The organism is Plantimonas leprariae (assembly GCF_008802405.1).
In the GTDB taxonomy this organism is placed as follows: Bacteria; Pseudomonadota; Alphaproteobacteria; order Rhizobiales; family Rhizobiaceae; genus Plantimonas; species Plantimonas leprariae.
Genome location: NZ_VZDO01000007.1, coordinates 85,164 through 101,677, shown reverse-complemented (window position 1 = coordinate 101,677; position 16,514 = coordinate 85,164). Strand labels below are relative to the sequence as shown.

Below are 16,514 nucleotides of genomic sequence, written 5' to 3'. Positions count from 1 at the left end.
CGCAGCCCGGCTCGATGCTACTTGTACTGCTCGACGTCGGCGGCCGCCTTCTTCAAGGCGTCCTCCGGGCTCGCCTTGCCGGTCACGACCGACTGGACCATCGCGATCATCGCGTCCTGGAAGCCCTTGTAGTCGGTGAACAGCGGCTCCGGACCGCCGTACTGGATTCCCTCGACGAAGGGCTTCCAGGCCGGATGCTTCGCGACGAACTCGTCGACGGTGGCGGACGGGCGCAGCGGCACGAGGCCGTCGTTGCCCTGCAGCTCGTATTCCTCCTGCCGCTTCGGCTCGGTGATGAACTTGGCGAACTCGATCGCCTTGTCCTCCATGCCGGTGCCCTTGAAGACGGCGAGGCTGTCGGTGATCAGGAGCGTGCCCGGGCCTTTCGCGTCCGGCCCGAGCGGCAGGTTCGCGACGCCCCACTTCAGCTTGGTGCCTTCCAAGCGGCTGATCGCGCCGGTGGAGTTCTGGATCATGCCGGCCTTGCCGTCGAGGAAGATGGCGCGGACCTCGTTCTGCTCGTAGGCGGTCGGGCCCTCTTCCGAGTACGGCGTGATGTCCTTCACCGCTTGGAGCGCCGCGAGGATCTGCGGGCTGTCGAGCGTGACGTTGCCGTCCGCGTCCGTCACCTTGCCGTCGTTCGTGTACACGTAGTGCAGGAACTGGTGCATGGTGTTGTCGAACGTCTTGGCGGGCAGGCCGTAGCCGGCGATGCCGGTCTTCTCCTTGATCTGCTTGGCGAAGGCGATCTCTTCGGCCCAGGTCTTCGGCGGCTTTTCCGGGTCGAGTCCGGCCTTCTCGAACAGCTCCTTGTTCCAGAACAGCGCCTTGGTGGAGAAGGCGATCGGCACGCCCCACTGCTGGTCGTCGAAGGTGACGGTGTCGACGATGTGCGGCTGGTAGCTCTTCTTCTCCTCGTCCGTCATCGGGATCGGCACGATGAGGTCGTTCTGGGCGAACTGCTTCAGCGTGCGCGAGCCGACATAGGCGAGGCCGACCGGGTTGCCGGCGGCGGCGAGGGTCGTCGCCTTGTCCTGGCACTGCTCCCAGCCGACGAGTTCCGGCGCGACCTTCGAGTCCGGGTTCTTCTCGTTCCACTCCTTGAAGGCCTTGTCGTGGACCGGGTTGATCGCGTCGCCGCAATAGATGAACGAGATATCGGCCGCGCTCGCCGCGGAGGGCAAGGCCGCCGAGGCGAGGAGCGCCGCGGCGCCCGCGAGAAGGGATAGGCTGGTTCGCATTTTCACGGTCTCCGACAGTCGGGAACAGGGAAGGGTGGTCACTGCTTCACCGCCCCCGCTGTGAGGCCGGCGACGAGGTAGCGCTGCAGGAGAAAGATCACGACGAGCGCGGGCAGGATGCCGACGAAGCTCGCCGCCATCAGCTCGTTCCAGATCACCTCCTGCTTGCCGAAATAGCCGAAGAGGCCGACCGGCAGCGGCATGTATTCCGTCTTGGAATTGAACGTCAGCGCGTAGATGAACTGCTGCGCGTAGGAGCCGATGAATGTCGTGATCGTGACGACGACGATGCCCGGCATCGCGAGCGGCAGGATCACCCGGCGAAACGTGTAGAGGTAGCTCGCCCCGTCGACATAGGCCGCCTCCTCCAGCTCGCGCGGGATGCGCAGCATGTAGGTGCGAAGCAGCCAGACGGCGGAGGGGATGAGAAAGGCGACGCCCGGCACGATCATCGCGAAGTAGGTGTTGAGGAGGCCGAGCGAGCGCATCAGCCGGTAGAGCGGGATCAGCAGCACCGCGCCGGAGAACATGTTCACTGCGAGGAATATCCCGAGCAGCGGACCCCGGCCACGAAAGGGGAAGCGCGCGAAGACGTAGGCCGCCGGCACGACGAGAAGGAGGACGACCGCGGTCGCGGTGAAGGAGATCAGGAAGGAGTTGAAGATGTACCAGCCGAAGCCCGGCACGCTCTGCCACATCGTCCGGTAGGCGGCGAAGGAGCCATTCTCGGGCCAGAAGCGATAGGGCGAGGAGAACAGGAGGCTGAGCGGTTTCAGCGAGACGAGGAAGCCTTCGACGAAGGGCGCCAGCAGGAAGGCGAGGAAGACCGCGATGCCGCCGTAGATGAGGATCGTCTCCCACCAGCGATAGCGGTTGATCAGCGCCGGCCGCCCGCTCATCGCGCCGGCTCCGTCGACAGGCGGCTGGTGACGCGGAAGTAGAAGTAGCAGAACACCGACAGGAACAGGCAGATCAGCACCGCCCGCGCGGCGCCTTCGCCGTATTTGTACGAGCCGATCGCGGTCTTGTAGGTGTCGATGATCATGGTCGTGGTCGATCCCGACGGGCCGCCCTTCGTCAGGATCCAGATGATATCGAAGGAATTGAAGGTGGAGATCAGCGAGATCATCGACATGGTGATCATCGCCGGCACGATCAGCGGCAGGGTGATGCGGCGGAAGCGGTAGAAGCGGCCTGCACCGTCGGTCCAGGCGGCCTCGTAGAGGTCCTGCGGGATCGCCTGCATGGCGGCGAGGAGGTACAGCGTGACGAGCGGCACGCCGATCCAGACATCGGTGACGATGGTCGCCCAGAAGGCGCTGGTGCCGTAGGCGAGGAAGGCGACCGGCCCGCCGACCAGCCCGAGGTTCTGCAGGACGCCGGAGATCATGCCGAACTGGCCGTTGTACATCCAGCCCCACATGAAGATGCCGATCGCCATCGGCACGATCCAGGGCGGCATGGTGAGGATGCGGAACAGCGTGCGGCCGGGCACGGCGGCGTTGAGCAGCACCGCGCCGCAGGTGCCGATGATCATCTTCAGCAGCACCGAGAAGAAGGTCCAGACGAAGGTGCGCACCACCACGTCGGCGAAGGTCTCGTTGAAGATCCTGGCGTAGTTGACGAAACCGACCCAGTTGGTGGTCCGCTTCAGCGAGGCGTCGGTGAAGGACAGGATGCCGGTCTCGACCAGCGGATAGGCGACGATCAGCGCGAGGTAGAGCGTCGCGGGAGCCAGAAGGGCGAAGGCGAAGACCGTCGCGCCGCGCTTGTCGAACAGGGCTCCCACGGCGCCGCTCAGGCGGCCCGGCGGAGGAGCGCTTCGTCGAAGCGGTCCCAGACGGGCCGGAGATCGACGACGGAGCGCTTCGCCCGCGCTTCGTCCATCGAGAGCGCGAGGATGCCGGCCTCCAGCGCATCCTGCGTCGAGACGGGCAGGTCGACGCCCTGCTGCAGGTGCGCGACGATGTCGGCCGCCATCTGCTCGTCGGCACCGTAATGCTGCGACAGGGCAGTCTCGTTGGCGTAGCGGTTCGACACCGCCTTCTCGCCGGTCAGCATGCGGTGCACGTCGAGATAGCCGCGCACGAAGTCGCCCTCCGCCATGCCGCGCGAGCCGATGACGCAGAAGCGGCGGAACTGGTCCGGCACGTTGAGGTTCGTGTGGAAGTTCATGCCGACGCCGTTGGCGTATTCGACGATCGCCACCTGGTAGTCGATGATGTCGGCATCGGAATCGAACACCTTATCGGTCGATTCCCAGCCGCTCGGCTTGCGGTAGAAGAGCTCGAGGTCGTTGACGCCTTCCTTCGCCGGGTCGTTCGCGGGCACGAAGCTCTTGCGGCCGCCGAAGCTAGCCACCCGTTCCGGCCGCGCGCCCGCGACCCCGTTGTAGAGGTCGAGGTCGTGGCAGCACTTCTCCAGCATGAACGAGCCGGAATAACGCTCGTAGCGCCGCCAGTCGCGCATGAAGAAGGCGCCGTGATAGGGCTCGATATGCTCGGACGCCTCGATCGACACGACGTCGCCGAGGAGGCCTGCGCCTTGCGCCGCACGGAGGTCGCGGTAGAGCGGCGAATAGCGCAGCACGAGGCCGACCATCAGCCGCTCGTGGCCGTGCCGTCCCATGAGGCCCGCGAGTTCCAGGCTGTCCTCGATCGTGGTGACGATCGGCTTCTCGCAGAAGACCTTGAGGCCGGCTTCCAGCCCGATCCTGATGTGGTCGAGATGCAGGTGGTTCGGCGAGCCGATCATCAGAAGGTCGAGACGCTCGCCCGCGATCAGCTCGGCGGGCGAGGCGTACTGCCGGCCGGCGGAGACGCCCTTCGCTTCGAGCTCGGCCAGGCCGGCCGGCGCGGGGTCGACGTAGCCGGCGATCTCGAAGCTCTCGTCGATCGCGCGGAAGACGTAACCGAGATAGCCGAGCCGATGCCCGAGCCCGATGATTCCGACCCGCATGCCGTTCGATGACCCCACGCGACGCAAGTTGTCGGACAAGCTTGGTATGGATTGGTATGGTGCGTCAACCGAAAATCCGACGCCTATGCAGCTTGTGACCACTCCGACAGCCGGCTTGCAATGGAAAAGCGGAAGCGGGCTGCATAGAAACGGGGCGGTTCCGGACGGCGCTCAAAAATTCGCAAGACCAACTCTTGACCACCGCCGTAAGCTTCGCTCCTACTTCCTCCCGGTGTGCCGAGCCGCCGGCGATGGCGGTGATTCGAGTCGACGGCGGGAGATCGCGATGTCCTGGAAGACCCTGGCGCTTTGCGCTTCCGTGCTCGTTCCAATGGCGGCGGCGGGCGGCGCGAAGGCCGAGACGATCACCATGTTCTGCGGTGCGACCGACTACGACCTCTGCGTCAAGGCGGCGAAGAACTGGGGCGAGAAGACTGGCAACACCGCCAACATCAACAAGATGCCGGCGCAGCTCGACGACGCGATCCCGCTGTTCCAGCAGCTTCTCGCGGCGAAATCGACGGACGTCGACGTCCTGTTCCTCGACGTGATCTGGCTCGGCATCTTCAAGAACAACCTCCTCGACCTTTCGACGCTCGTGCCGAAGGAAGAGCAGGACCAGCACATCAAGGCGACGCTCGACGCCGGCCTCCTCGACGGCAAGCTGATCTCGATGCCGATGTATATGGACGTCGGCCTGATGTACTACCGCAAGGACCTCCTCGACAAATACGGCATGCAGCCGCCGAAGACCTGGGACGAGCTGGCGAGCGACGCCAAGACGATCCAGGACAAGGAGCGCGCGGCCGGCAGCGCCGACATGTGGGGCTATACCTGGCAGGCGAAGAGCTACGAGGGCCTGACCTGCGACGCGATCGAGCTCGTCGCCTCCAACGGCGGCGGCACGATCATCGACCCGGACGGCAAGGTGACGATCGACAATCCGGCGGCGGCCGAGGCGATCGGGAAGGCGAAGGACTGGATCGGCTCGATCAGTCCGGAAGGCACGTTGAACTACGACGAAGAGGCGTCCCGCGCGGTGTTCGAGGCGGGCAACTCGGTGTTCCACCGCAACTGGCCCTATGTCTGGGGTACCTCGAACGGCGACGGCTCGAAGGTCGCGGGCAAGGTCGGCGTCATGCCGCTGCCGGTCGGCAAGGAAGGCCAGAAGTCGAGCGGCTGCCTCGGGCCGATGTACGTCGCGATCTCGAAATACTCGGCGCATCCCGACGCCGCGGCGAGCTTCGTGCGCTATATCACCGGCCCGGAGATGCAGAAGATCCGCGCCGTCGACGGGGCCTACAATCCCTCGATCACCAGGCTCTACCAGGACCCCGACATCCTGAAGAAGCTGCCGTTCCTGAAGGACAACACCGTCGCCTTCCAGGACGCGGCGACGCGTCCCTCCGGCTATACCGGCTCCAGCTACAACCGCGTGTCGCAGACCTTCTATCGCGGCGTCCACGACATGCTGACCGGCGGCGACATCCCTGGGGGCCTGAAGTCGATGGCGGCGCGGCTGGAGAAGCAGAAGGAAAGCCGCTGAAGGCTCCGGCGGCATGGCATCGGTCGAGCTTCGCGGCGTCTCGAAGAGCTTTCATTCGGTCGACGTCATCCGCAACGTCGACCTCACCGTCGCCGACGGCGAGTTCGTGGTCTTCGTCGGCCCGTCCGGCTGCGGCAAGTCCACGCTGCTGCGGCTCATCGCCGGGCTGATCTCGGTCTCCTCCGGCGAGGTCGCGATCGACGGCGAGGCGGTGACGGACGTGCCGGCCTCCGCGCGCGGCATCGCCTTCGTCTTCCAGTCCTACGCGCTCTATCCGCACATGAACGTCGAGCGGAACATCGGCTTCGCGCTGGAGACGTCCGGCCTGAAGCGCGACGCGATCCGCGCCAAGGTCATGGAGGTGGCGAAGCTCCTGAAGGTCGACCACCTGATGGGGCGCCGGCCACGCGAGCTTTCGGGCGGACAGCGGCAGCGCGTCGCCATCGGCCGGGCGCTGGTCCGCAAGCCCGAGGTGTTCCTGTTCGACGAGCCGCTGTCGAACCTCGATACCGACCTTCGTGCCGAGATGCGCGTCGAGATCGCGCGCCTCCACAAGGACCTCGGCGTCACCACGATCTATGTGACGCACGACCAGGTGGAGGCGATGACGCTCGCCGACCGGATCGTCGTGCTGAACGCCGGCGTCATCGAGCAGGTCGGCACGCCGCACGAACTCTACCACTCGCCGCGAAGCCGCTTCGTCGCGGGCTTCATCGGTAGCCCCCGCATGAACTTCCTCGCCGTCCGCGAGGCCGGCGGCGTGCTGGGCGGCGCCGGGGAACTGTCGATGTTGGTCGCGGCGCAGGGCGTCGCCGAGATCGGCGTCCGCCCGGAGGCGCTGACGCTGGTCCCGGCCGGCGAGGGCGCGGTCTCCGGCACGCTGGAGCGGATCGAGGATCTCGGCCACGAGCACCACGCCTATGTGCGCCTGTCGGAGGACGACGTCTGGGCGCTGCGGCTGCCCGGCCGCGTGCCGGCGGTCGCGATCGATGCGCGCGTCGGCCTCGCTTTCCGGCCGGAGGACGCGCTCCTGTTCGGCGCGGACGGCCGGCGGCTGGAGCCGGGCGCGTCGGCGGCACTGCGGCCGGCGGCGGTGCCGGCATGAGCACGAAGCTCGAGCGCCGCGACCATCGCGCCGCCTGGCTGTTCCTGGCGCCGATGGCGGCGGCGCTCCTGCTCGTCGCGGTCTGGCCGCTCGGGCGCACCTTCTTCTTCGCCTTCACCGACGCCTATCTCGACGATCCCGCCACCTATTCGATGGTCGGCTTCGAGAATTTCCGCGAAGTCTTCGGCGATCCGAGCTGGTGGCAATCGGTGCGCAACACGCTGGTCTTCACCGTGGTCTCCGTCGCGATCGAGACGCTGCTCGGCCTCGGCATCGCGCTCCTGATCAACGAGGCGATTCCCGGCCGCGGGCTGGTGCGGGCGGCGATGCTGATCCCGTGGTCGATCCCGGTCGTGGTCGCGACGAAAATCTGGGACTGGATGCTGAACGACCAGTTCGGCGTGGTGAACAAGGCGCTGTTCGAGATGGGCGCGATCGATCGCGGCATCGCCTGGACGTCCGGCTCCTGGCTGATCATGGGCGTCACGATCTTCATCGACGTCTGGATGACGACGCCGTTCATGGTGCTCCTCATCCTCGCCGGCCTGCAGCTCATGCCGGCGGACATCCTGGAGGCGGCGCAGGTCGACGGCGTGCCGGCCTGGAAGCGCTTCTGGTCGATCACCCTGCCGCTGCTCCGCCCGGCGCTGGGCGTCGCGGTGCTGTTCCGTGTGCTCGACGCGCTCCGGATGTTCGACCTCGCCTACATCCTCTCGGCGAGCAACGAGAACATCATGACGATGTCGATCTACGCCCGAAACCGGCTGATCTCGTTCCAGGAGCTCGGCGCCGGCTCGGCGGCCTCGACCTGGGTGTTCCTGATCGTCGCGCTGATCGCCGTCGTGCTGATCGGCCTCCTTCGCCTCGACCGCGCGGCGGGGGAAGTCTGATGGCGTCGGACGCCGCGCTGCGGCTTCCGGCGACCTCGGCACGCCGCCGCGCTGCTGGCAGCTTCCGCCGCCAGCGGCTGGTGAAGCGCATCCTCTTCTACCTCGCGGTCGCGCTGTCGCTGTTCTACACGCTGTTTCCCTACTACTGGGCGATCGTCTCCTCGACGAAGCAGGGCGACCGGCTGTTCGACCGCGCGCTCCTGCCGGATTTCGACTTCACGCATTACCGGGCGCTGTTCGAGAACGCCTCCTTCATGCGCTCGCTGCTGAACTCGGTCTTCGTCGCGAGCGGCACCACGGCGGTTTCCCTCGTCCTCGGCATCTCCGCCGCCTACGCGCTCGGGCGGATCAGCTTCCCGCAGCGACGCTTCGTCCTGATCCTCATCCTGATGATCTCGATCTTTCCGCAGGTCGTGGTGCTGTCCGGCATGTTCGAGCTCGTGCAGTGGCTCGGCCTGTTCAACCGGCCGAGCGCGCTGATCCTGACCTACCTGCTGTCGACGGTGCCCTTCACCACCTGGATCCTGACCACCTTCATCCGGGAATTTCCGCGCGAGCTGGAGGAGGCTGCGATCGTCGACGGCGCCTCGCACTGGCGCATCCTGACGCGCATCCTCCTGCCGCTGATGGGGCCGGCGCTGGCCTCCACCGGCATCCTCGCCTTCATCCTCGCCTGGAACGAGTTCCTGTTCGCGTTGACCTTCATCCTCACCGACGAGAACCGCACGGTGCCAGTCGCGATCGGGCTGATCTCCGGCTCGTCGCGCTACGAGTACCCGTTCGGGCAGATCATGGCGGCTTCCGTCACCGTGACGCTGCCGCTGATCGTCCTCGTGCTCCTGTTCCAGCGCAAGATCGTCTCCGGCCTCACCGCCGGCGCGGTGAAGGGGTAGGCCCCGTATCGATCGACATGCCGGCCGAGGCCGAGCCGGTCTGCGCCGACGATCCGGGACCGCGACCGTAGCGCCGCCCGGCCGGCCTCACGCCGCCTTCGAAGCCTTCATGCCTTCGCTGTCCAGCGCCGCGAAGTCCGCGTCGGAAAGCTCGATCGCGGCGGCCGCGACGTTCTCCTCCAAATGCTGGATGCTGGAGGTGCCGGGGATCGGCAGCATCACCGGGCTGCGCTTCAGCACCCAGGCCAGCGCCAGTTGGCCCGGCGTCGCGCGGTATTGGCCGGCCATGCGATCGAGCAGCGCGCCGGGCTTGGCGAGGTCGCCGGCCGCCAGTGGATACCACGGGATGAAGCCGATGCCGTTCCGCTCGCAATGGTCGAGCACGTCCTCGCTTGCCCGGTCGGCGAGGTTGTAGCGGTTCTGGACGGTCGTCACCTGCACCAGCTTCGAGGCCGCCTCGATGTCCTCGACGGAAACGTTGCTGAGGCCGAGATGCTGGACGAGGCCCTGGTCCTGCAGTTCCTTCATCGCGCCGAACTGCTCGTCGCGCGGCACCTTCGGATCGATGCGATGGAGCTGCCAGAGCGGGATGCGGTCGAGCTTCAGGTTGCGCAAGCTCTTGTGCGCCTGCTGGATCAGGTATTCCGGCCGGCCGACCGGGATCCACTGGCCGGGGCCGGTGCGCGTCAGGCCGCCTTTCGTCGCGACGATCACCCCCGCCGGATAAGGATGGAGCGCCTCGCCGAGAAGCCGCTCGGAAACGTCCGGGCCGTAGGAGTCGGCCGTGTCGATGAAGTTCACGCCGAGTTCCGGCACGCGCTTCAGGACGTCGAGCGCTTTCCGCCGGTCCGCCGGCTCGCCCCAGACGCCTTGGCCCGTCACGCGCATCGCGCCGAAGCCGAGGCGGTTCACTTCCGTCTCGCCGCCGATGCGGAAGGTGCCGGACTGCTTCGCGTTCACGTCGGCCATCGCCTGTTCCCTCCGCTGGTTCCGCGCGGGAGATGGCGCGCATCCGGCGAACGGGAACCGTCCGCTTCCGATCGCGGTGGAACGAGATGGCGAGCCGGCCACGGAAGCTTGTTCCCGGTGCGGCGCGTCTGCCATGAAGGCATGGGGAGCGGGAAGGGGGCGGCGAGGATGAGCGAGGATGGAGGGGCGCCGACGCTTCGCGACGTCGCTCGGCGCGCCAATGTCAGCCTCGCCACCGCCGACCGTGTTGTGAACCGACGCGCCGGCGTCCGGCCCGTCACGATCGACCGCGTCGAGGCGGCGGTGCGCGAACTCGGCTTCGAGCGCCATGCCGGCGCTGCGGCGCTCGCCCGCCGGACGGGCTTTCGCGTCGCCGCGATTCTGCCGCGCCTCGCCAACCCGTTCGTCGCGCGGCTGGCGGAGGAACTCGGCGAGGCCTGCCGGATCGAGGGGCAGCGGCGGCTCGCTTTGACCCTGCACGAGATGGAGGGCTTCGCGCCCGAACCCCTCGCTAGAGCGGTGCGCCATGCGGCGGAAGCGGCGGACGGCATCGTCGCGATGGGGTTGGACGACGCCGAGGTCGGGGCGGCGATCGACGCGGCGGCGTTGCGCGGGGTGCCCGTGGTCACGCTCGTCTCCGACGTGCCTGGCTCTGCGCGGCACCGCTATGTCGGCATCGACAACCGCGCGGCGGGCCGCGTCGCGGCGTCGCTGGTCGGCCGGTTCGCGGCAAGACCCGATGGCCGCGTGCTGGTGGTTCTCGGCTCCCGGAACCTCCGCGACCATCGCGACCGGCTGGAGGGCTTCGAGGCGGCGCTCGGCGAAAGCTTTTCCGGCATGCGCATCTGCGGCGTCGCGGAAGGCCGCGACGACGTCGCGTCGACGCGTGAAGCGGTTCGGGAGGCGCTCGATCGGTGGGGAGCGCCCTGTGCCATCTACAGCGCCGGCGCGGGAACGTCGGGGCTCGCCGACGCGCTCGCCGATGCCGCGATCCGGCCGGTGGTGATCGCGCACGAGCTGACGGCGGAAACGCGACCGCTGCTGGAAGCGGACAGGCTCGATGCGCTGATCGTGCAGGACCCCGGCCACGAGGCGCGCTCGGCGGTGCGGATCCTGATGGCGGCGCTGACCGGCACCGCAGTCAACGACGACCAGGAACGCATCCGCATCGAGATCATCCTGAAGGACAACCTGCCGAAATGAGGAATTGCCTGCCGCTGCCGTTCTGAGGTACGTAGCTCAAATCGAATCGGGGAGGCATCGCATGGCAACCGAAATCGGTTTCTTCGGACTGGAAAAGCCGGTCAGCTTCGAGGGCGAGGGCAGCCGCGACCCGCTGGCGTTCCGCTTCTACGACAAGGACCGGCAGGTCGCGGGCAAGCGCATGGAGGACCAGCTCCGGTTCGCCGTCTGCTACTGGCATTCCTTCACCTGGCCGGGCGGCGACCCCTTCGGCGGCGAGACCTTCATGCGTCCGTGGATGCAGGGAGGCGATCCGATGGCGCAGGCCCGCGCCAAGGCCGATGTCGCCTTCGAGCTGTTCCGCCTCCTCGACGTGCCGTTCTTCACCTTCCACGACGCCGACGTCGCGCCGGAAGGCGAGAACCTGTCGGGCTCGATCGACAACTTCAACCGCATCGTCGACGTGTTCGCTCAGAAGATGGAGACCGAGCGGGTGCGCCTGCTCTGGGGCACGGCGAACCTTTTCTCGCACCGCCGCTACATGGCGGGCGCGGCAACGAACCCGGACCCGGACGTCTTCGCCTATGCGGTCGGCCAGGTGAAGGCGGCGCTCGACGCGACGCATCGCCTGAAGGGCGAGAACTACGTCTGCTGGGGCGGGCGCGAGGGTTACGAGACGCTGCTCAACACCGACATGAAGCGCGAGCTCGACCAGCTCGGCCGCTTCCTGTCGATGCTGGTCGACTACAAGCACAAGGTCGGCTTCCAGGGGCCGATCCTGATCGAGCCGAAACCGAAGGAGCCGACGAAGCACCAGTACGACTTCGACACGGCGACGGTCTTCGGCTTCCTGCAGAAGTACGACCTCGTCAGGGACGTGAAGCTGAATCTCGAGCAGAACCATGCGATCCTCGCCGGCCATTCCTTCGACCACGAGGTGAAGCTCGCCTACGCCAACGACCTGTTCGGCTCGCTCGACATCAACCGCGGCGACGACCTCCTCGGCTGGGATACGGACCAGTTCGCGATGAATGCGAGCGAGATGGCGCTCGTCTTCCACGAGATGCTGAAGCACGGCGGCTTCTCGACAGGCGGCCTCAACTTCGACGCCAAGATCCGCCGCCAGTCGATCGACCCGCAGGACCTCGTCATCGCGCACGCCGCCTCGATGGATGCCTGCGCGCGGGCGCTCGTCGCGGCCGAAGCCATGCTGGCCGACAAGGCGCTGGAGGGCCCGCTGGCCGAGCGCTACGCCGGCTGGGATTCGGCCGAGAACAAGGCGATCCTCGCCGGCGAGCGGAGCCTCGAACAGGTGGCGGAGCGCGGGCGCACGCTGAACCCGCAGCCGCGCTCCGGCCGGCAGGAATATCTGGAAGCGATCGTCAACCGCTACGTCTGAGGGCGGCGGTTTCCGGGAAGTCGTGCCAAGTCTTCCCCTTTCGTCATCCGGAACGGGCTCCCGGATGACGGCCTCCCGAAGGGAGCGAAATTGCAGCCGGGGCGGTGGGCTGTCGTGGTTGGCCTTCGCCGAGGCCGCCTCGCGGATGCCGGCCTACGCTGCCCACTCGCCGCGGCGGAAGACCGGTGTGCGGCTGCCGTCGGCGCCGACGCCGTCGATGTCGATCTCGCCGGAGCCGATCATCCAGTCGATGTGGATCAGGCTCTTGTTGCCGCCTTGGGCGGCGATCTGATCCGGCGTCAGCGACGCCCCGTCGCGGAAGCACTTCGCGTAGCACTGGCCGAGCGCGATGTGGCAGGCGGCGTTCTCGTCGAACAGCGTGTTGAGGAACAGGAGCCCGCTCTGCGAGATCGGCGAGGAATGCGGCACCAGCGCCACCTCACCGAGCCGCCGCGCGCCCTCGTCAGTGTCGAGCACCTTCAGGAGCACCGCCTCGCCCTTCGAAGCATGCGCTTCCACGATGCGCCCGCCTTCGAAGCGCACCCGGATGTCGTCGATCAGCGAGCCCTGGTGCGACAGCGGCTTGGTGCTGGAGACGTGCCCGTCGACGCGTCGCGCGTGCGGCGTCGTGAACACCTCCTCGGTCGGGATGTTCGGGTTGCAGGTGATGCCGTTCTTCGCGGTCGAGGCGCCGCCCTGCCATTCGTGGCCGTCGGCGAGGCCGATCGTCAGGTCGGTGCCCGGCCCGGTGAAATGCAGCGAGGCGAAGTTCTGTCCGTTCAGCCATTCGGTGCGGCGGTGAAGCTCGGCATTGTGCCTATCCCACGCCGCCACCGGATCGTCGCTACCGAGCCGCGAGGCCGCGAAGATCGCCTCCGCCAGCTTCGCCACCGCGACCGCCGGCTCGTCGTTCGGGAAGACGCGCGCCGCCCAGGACGCGCCGGGATAGGCGACGATGTTCCAGTTGATGTCGAAGCCCGCGATCTTCTGCAGCGCCGGCTCGTAGGCCAGCGCGTTCGCCTTCGCGGCCCGTCCGACCTTGGCCGGATCCTCGTTGGACAGCAGCATCGGGTCGTCGCCGACGATGGCGAGCCGCGCCGTGTTGCCGTCGAAGCCCTTCGCGACGCCTTCGTAGAGCCAGCCCGGCGCGCGGTCGAAGCTCTCGTCGCGGGCATGGCGATAGCGGGCGAGCGTCACCTCCTCGTCCGACAGGATCGGCGTGACGAGACCAGCGCCCGCCCGGTAGGCATGCTCGGCGATCAGCCGAACCAGCGGCAGCGCAGTCGCCGGCGCGGTCAGGAAGAGGTCCTGCCCCGGCCGCAGCCGGAGGCCGACATTGACGGCGACCGAGGCGAAACGGTCGAGCATGGCCGGGTCGATCGCCGGCGTGAGGTTCTGGGAATGGATAGTCATTTCTTCGTTCTCGCAAACCCGTCGAATGCCTGCAAGGGTGTGGGCCGCGCTGGCGTCAGGTCGAAAGGATGCGCGGCTGCGCGAAGAGGCCGGAGGGCACCGGCTCGATGACGTCGAGGTCCTGCAGGACGGCGCGCTGGCCGAACTTGTCGGCGAGCGCCGCCATGTCCGGCAGCGTGCCGCCGGCCGCCATGCGGTTGATGCTGGTGTTGAACACCTCGATCTCGACCTCGTTGTCGCCCTCACGCAGGAGTTCGGTCACGTCCCGCCGGAACGGCGGTGCCCAGACGGTCCCGGCGTCCCGCCCGTTGACGCGCAGCCGCGCCACCTCACCGACCGGCGCATGGATGAGCGCCGCGAAGGAATTGCCGCGCAGCGTGCCGTTCGGCAGGGGCTCGGGCTCGCGCGGCCGGCTCTCGCCGAGGTCGAGCCAGTAGCGCTTGCCGGTCTCCACCCGCGCCAGCTGGACGCGACCGGCGAAGAGCGCCGAGCCGGAATAGAAGCGCGTCGGCTCGCGGCTCGCCCAGTCGTAGGGGAGGCTGACGGTGCGCTCCGGCTGGTCGCCGATCCGCGCCGTCCAGCTTCCCCAGTCCTGCGGCGCCTCGCCCTTCGGCATGGCGACCGGTGCCGTTCCCGGCCAGGGCGCATCGTGGAAGACGACGATCCGTGCCTCGTAAGGCTGGAGCGTAAGCGCGACGGTGTCCGCCGTTTCGGCTGCGGCGACGGTATCGGTCATCGCGTCGAGGATCGTCGCGTGGGCGCGGCCCCTTCTCGGCCGCAGCCGGACGGTGCGCGGCGTGTTGCCGGTGTTGGCGACGAAGAAGATGTCCTCGGCTTCCGTCGCCCGGTGCGCGAAGCCGACCCGACTTCCGCCGCCTTCGATGCCAAGAGCCGGGCCGATCGCACCAGTGAGCCAGGCGGAGAGGTTGCCCGCGTCGACCGCCTGGAAGCCGTCGACCTCGGACCTGTCGGCGGCAACCGCGACGACCCAGCCACCCTCGGCCGCGAAGCGGCGCAGCCGCTCCAGCGTGCTTGCCTCCAGCATCCGCAGATGCGGCACCACGACCGCCCGGACGCCGAGGCCGAGCGCCTGTTCCAGCGTGCCGTCATCGGCTGCGACGTAAGAGTTGCCGGCGTCGAGGATGGCGGGAACGATACGCGGGTCGAGCCGGTCGCGTAAGCGCCGCCAGAGGTCCATGTAGTTGTCGTCGCTCGGCAGGAAGGAGGCCAGCGCGTCGCCGTTCGACAGGAGCAGCGCGACGTCGTGTACGGGCTTGCCGAGACGCAGCACGGCGCTGGTGCGCTGCAGGTAGCGCGCGACGTCCGGCATCGCCGGCCACCAGGCGTTTTTGTCGCTGAGCGCCGAGGACGCGTAGAACATCCAGCCCGGCTCGCCGGCTTCCGGCGGCGAATAGGGCCAGCCATGTCCGATGAGCTGGTTGATACCGATCAGGAAGTGCTCGTGCGCCTCGCCGCGCATGTCGGCCGGCGTCAGGCGGAAGGCGGGCGAATGCGCCCAGGTCCAGGTCTCCGAGCCGACCACCGGCTTCCCGAACAGCGCGCCGGCGGAAGCTGCCCACTTGCTGGAGGTGAAGGTGCGCCAGCCCCAGCCTTCGCCGTTCGCGATGTCGGCGAAACGGTGGCTCGCCAGCGTCGAGGGCGGCACGCCGTAGTTCTGCACGCGGAAGCGGATGCCGCGTTCCTTCGCGAAGGCCTGCATGGGCTGGAGGAAGTTCTCGGCGTAGAGTTCGGCCAGCGTCTGGCCGTAGTCGCGCCGGAATGCCTCGTAGTCGCTGCCGGTCTTGAAGAAGAGCTGCGGCAGGCGGGGCAGGAGGTCGTAGCCGCGCCGACGCGCAAATTCCTCCGGCAGCCGACGGGTCCAGTTCGCCTTGTAGACTTCGAGGCTGTCGCAGAAGACGCAGGTGACCGAGCCGGGCTCCGCTGCGTCGAGCAGCTTCGCGGTCGTATCGGTCAAATGCTGTCGCACGGCGTCCGGGTTGTAATGGTCGAGCACGTAGCCTTCCGCGCCGACCGCCGCGCGCTTCACTACCTGCCCGGTGCGGCCGGCGTAGTAGAGGTGGACGACGCGCGGACCGTCGCCGTCCGGAATGAGCACCTCCGTTTCGGTGATCTGCAGCGGCTCCAGATGGCTCGGCGTTTCCTGGATCGAGCCGCGGCCGACGAAGGCGGCGACCAGTTCGTCGCCGTCGAAGGGCGCGAGCTTCGGCAGCCGTTTGAGACTCGGCGCGACCTCGCGCGTCTCGACGCGGAGCTGATGAGCGGCGAGATCGCCGGCGATCGTCGCGCCGCCATACGACCAGCCGCTGCCGCCGGTGATGTCGAGGCGCATGCCCAGCGCCTTCGTGCGCTGCGAGATGAAGCGGAGGTTCGCGGCGAACTCGTCCGACAGCAGCGAAACGTTGCGGATGGAGTCGCCATCGTCGCCGAGCGCCAGCGGGTAGACGAAAGCGAGCTCCACGCCGCCGAGGCCGGCGTCCCTCATCGCCTGCAATTCGCGGCCGAGCTCCTCGTTCGTGACGCCCGGGCCGAACAGCCACCAGCGCATCATCACGCGGGCGTCGTCGGGCGGCGAGCGGAACGCGTCGAGAATGGCGGATGGATCGCCGCTCGCCGCCGTGGGGGCAGCGGTCTGCGCCGCAGCTCTCGTGGCGGCCTGCGCCAGCGCGGCCGTCGCCACGCCGCCCGCGAGAAGCTCGCGTCTGTTCATCCATCCCTCCCGGCCGTCGATGCTCCCGGACAGGAACCTGCGGCCGCCGGCCGCGAAATCAACGATCGCGGAAGCGCGTTCGCGGTTCGAAGCCGCGCTGACGCCTCAGAGAAGAATGATCAGCCAGATGACGAGCTTCACCGCGAGCCACCCGAGAAGGGCGATCCAGGCGAAGAGGACGCTCGCGACG

At 67.8% G+C, this 16,514-nt stretch carries 13 protein-coding genes; 6 read left to right on the top strand and 7 right to left on the bottom strand.

Translation table 11 applies throughout. The features are described from left to right. Positions 1-17 precede the first annotated feature (17 nt). From F6X38_RS10510 to F6X38_RS10495, 4 genes are read right to left on the bottom strand one after another with little or no spacing between them, the layout of a single operon-like run. Complete coding sequence (locus F6X38_RS10510; protein ID WP_150969686.1) at positions 18-1,241, bottom strand: ABC transporter substrate-binding protein; 1,224 nt, start codon at positions 1,239-1,241, stop codon at positions 18-20. Positions 1,242-1,279: 38 nt separating this feature from the next. After that, complete coding sequence (locus tag F6X38_RS10505; protein ID WP_150969685.1) at positions 1,280-2,140, bottom strand: carbohydrate ABC transporter permease; 861 nt, start codon at positions 2,138-2,140, stop codon at positions 1,280-1,282. Then, complete coding sequence (locus tag F6X38_RS10500) at positions 2,137-3,021, bottom strand: carbohydrate ABC transporter permease (protein WP_150969794.1); 885 nt, start codon at positions 3,019-3,021, stop codon at positions 2,137-2,139. The genes F6X38_RS10505 and F6X38_RS10500 overlap by 4 nt, the downstream gene beginning before the upstream one ends. 17 nt (positions 3,022-3,038) lie before the next feature. After that, positions 3,039-4,199, bottom strand: coding sequence for a Gfo/Idh/MocA family protein (locus tag F6X38_RS10495; protein WP_150969684.1), 1,161 nt, complete (start codon positions 4,197-4,199; stop codon positions 3,039-3,041). A gap of 286 nt (positions 4,200-4,485) precedes the next feature. Between F6X38_RS10495 and F6X38_RS10490 the strand changes: the two genes are divergently transcribed. Genes F6X38_RS10490 through F6X38_RS10475 form a run of 4 tightly spaced genes read left to right on the top strand, consistent with a single transcriptional unit; the run spans position 4,486 to position 8,633 of the window. Continuing rightward, a complete protein-coding gene (locus tag F6X38_RS10490) occupies positions 4,486-5,745 on the top strand; it encodes an ABC transporter substrate-binding protein (RefSeq protein ID WP_202617968.1) in 1,260 nt (419 codons plus the stop codon). A gap of 13 nt (positions 5,746-5,758) precedes the next feature. Further along, entirely contained in the window at positions 5,759-6,850 is a 1,092-nt protein-coding gene (locus tag F6X38_RS10485) for an ABC transporter ATP-binding protein (protein ID WP_150969683.1), read from the top strand. After that, positions 6,847-7,740 (top strand): carbohydrate ABC transporter permease, encoded by an 894-nt coding sequence (locus tag F6X38_RS10480; protein ID WP_150969682.1) that lies wholly within the window; start codon positions 6,847-6,849, stop codon positions 7,738-7,740. Before F6X38_RS10485 ends, F6X38_RS10480 begins: the two co-directional genes overlap by 4 nt. Next, positions 7,740-8,633, top strand: a complete 894-nt coding sequence (locus tag F6X38_RS10475) for a carbohydrate ABC transporter permease (protein WP_150969681.1) — start codon at positions 7,740-7,742, stop codon at positions 8,631-8,633. Before F6X38_RS10480 ends, F6X38_RS10475 begins: the two co-directional genes overlap by 1 nt. 87 nt (positions 8,634-8,720) lie before the next feature. Here the strand turns inward: F6X38_RS10475 and F6X38_RS10470 are convergent, their stop codons facing one another. Next, entirely contained in the window at positions 8,721-9,602 is an 882-nt protein-coding gene (locus F6X38_RS10470) for an aldo/keto reductase (RefSeq protein ID WP_150969680.1), read from the bottom strand. A 168-nt stretch (positions 9,603-9,770) separates the two neighbouring features. Between F6X38_RS10470 and F6X38_RS10465 the strand changes: the two genes are divergently transcribed. Together F6X38_RS10465 and xylA are read left to right on the top strand one after the other, a co-directional pair. Continuing rightward, a complete protein-coding gene (locus F6X38_RS10465; protein ID WP_150969679.1) occupies positions 9,771-10,805 on the top strand; it encodes a LacI family DNA-binding transcriptional regulator in 1,035 nt (344 codons plus the stop codon). A 61-nt stretch (positions 10,806-10,866) separates the two neighbouring features. Beyond that, on the top strand, positions 10,867-12,183 hold the full coding sequence (xylA, locus tag F6X38_RS10460) for a xylose isomerase (RefSeq protein WP_150969678.1): 1,317 nt from the start codon (positions 10,867-10,869) through the stop codon (positions 12,181-12,183). Between the two features lie 153 nt (positions 12,184-12,336). Here xylA and F6X38_RS10455 read toward each other — a convergent pair whose 3' ends face one another. After that, complete coding sequence (locus F6X38_RS10455; protein ID WP_150969677.1) at positions 12,337-13,596, bottom strand: aminopeptidase; 1,260 nt, start codon at positions 13,594-13,596, stop codon at positions 12,337-12,339. 55 nt (positions 13,597-13,651) lie between these two features. Continuing rightward, entirely contained in the window at positions 13,652-16,324 is a 2,673-nt protein-coding gene (locus F6X38_RS10450; protein WP_150969676.1) for a glycosyl hydrolase, read from the bottom strand. Between the last annotated feature and the right edge of the window lie 190 nt (positions 16,325-16,514).

Coding starts and splice junctions, on each gene's coding strand:
- F6X38_RS10510 (WP_150969686.1), bottom strand. CDS start 1,241: ATGCGAACCAGCCTATCCCTTCTCGCGGGCGCCGCGGCGCTCCTCGCC.
- F6X38_RS10505 (WP_150969685.1), bottom strand. CDS start 2,140: ATGAGCGGGCGGCCGGCGCTGATCAACCGCTATCGCTGGTGGGAGACG.
- F6X38_RS10495 (WP_150969684.1), bottom strand. CDS start 4,199: ATGCGGGTCGGAATCATCGGGCTCGGGCATCGGCTCGGCTATCTCGGT.
- F6X38_RS10490 (WP_202617968.1), top strand. CDS start 4,486: ATGTCCTGGAAGACCCTGGCGCTTTGCGCTTCCGTGCTCGTTCCAATG.
- F6X38_RS10485 (WP_150969683.1), top strand. CDS start 5,759: ATGGCATCGGTCGAGCTTCGCGGCGTCTCGAAGAGCTTTCATTCGGTC.
- F6X38_RS10480 (WP_150969682.1), top strand. CDS start 6,847: ATGAGCACGAAGCTCGAGCGCCGCGACCATCGCGCCGCCTGGCTGTTC.
- F6X38_RS10475 (WP_150969681.1), top strand. CDS start 7,740: ATGGCGTCGGACGCCGCGCTGCGGCTTCCGGCGACCTCGGCACGCCGC.
- F6X38_RS10470 (WP_150969680.1), bottom strand. CDS start 9,602: ATGGCCGACGTGAACGCGAAGCAGTCCGGCACCTTCCGCATCGGCGGC.
- F6X38_RS10465 (WP_150969679.1), top strand. CDS start 9,771: ATGAGCGAGGATGGAGGGGCGCCGACGCTTCGCGACGTCGCTCGGCGC.
- xylA (WP_150969678.1), top strand. CDS start 10,867: ATGGCAACCGAAATCGGTTTCTTCGGACTGGAAAAGCCGGTCAGCTTC.
- F6X38_RS10455 (WP_150969677.1), bottom strand. CDS start 13,596: ATGACTATCCATTCCCAGAACCTCACGCCGGCGATCGACCCGGCCATG.
- F6X38_RS10450 (WP_150969676.1), bottom strand. CDS start 16,324: ATGAACAGACGCGAGCTTCTCGCGGGCGGCGTGGCGACGGCCGCGCTG.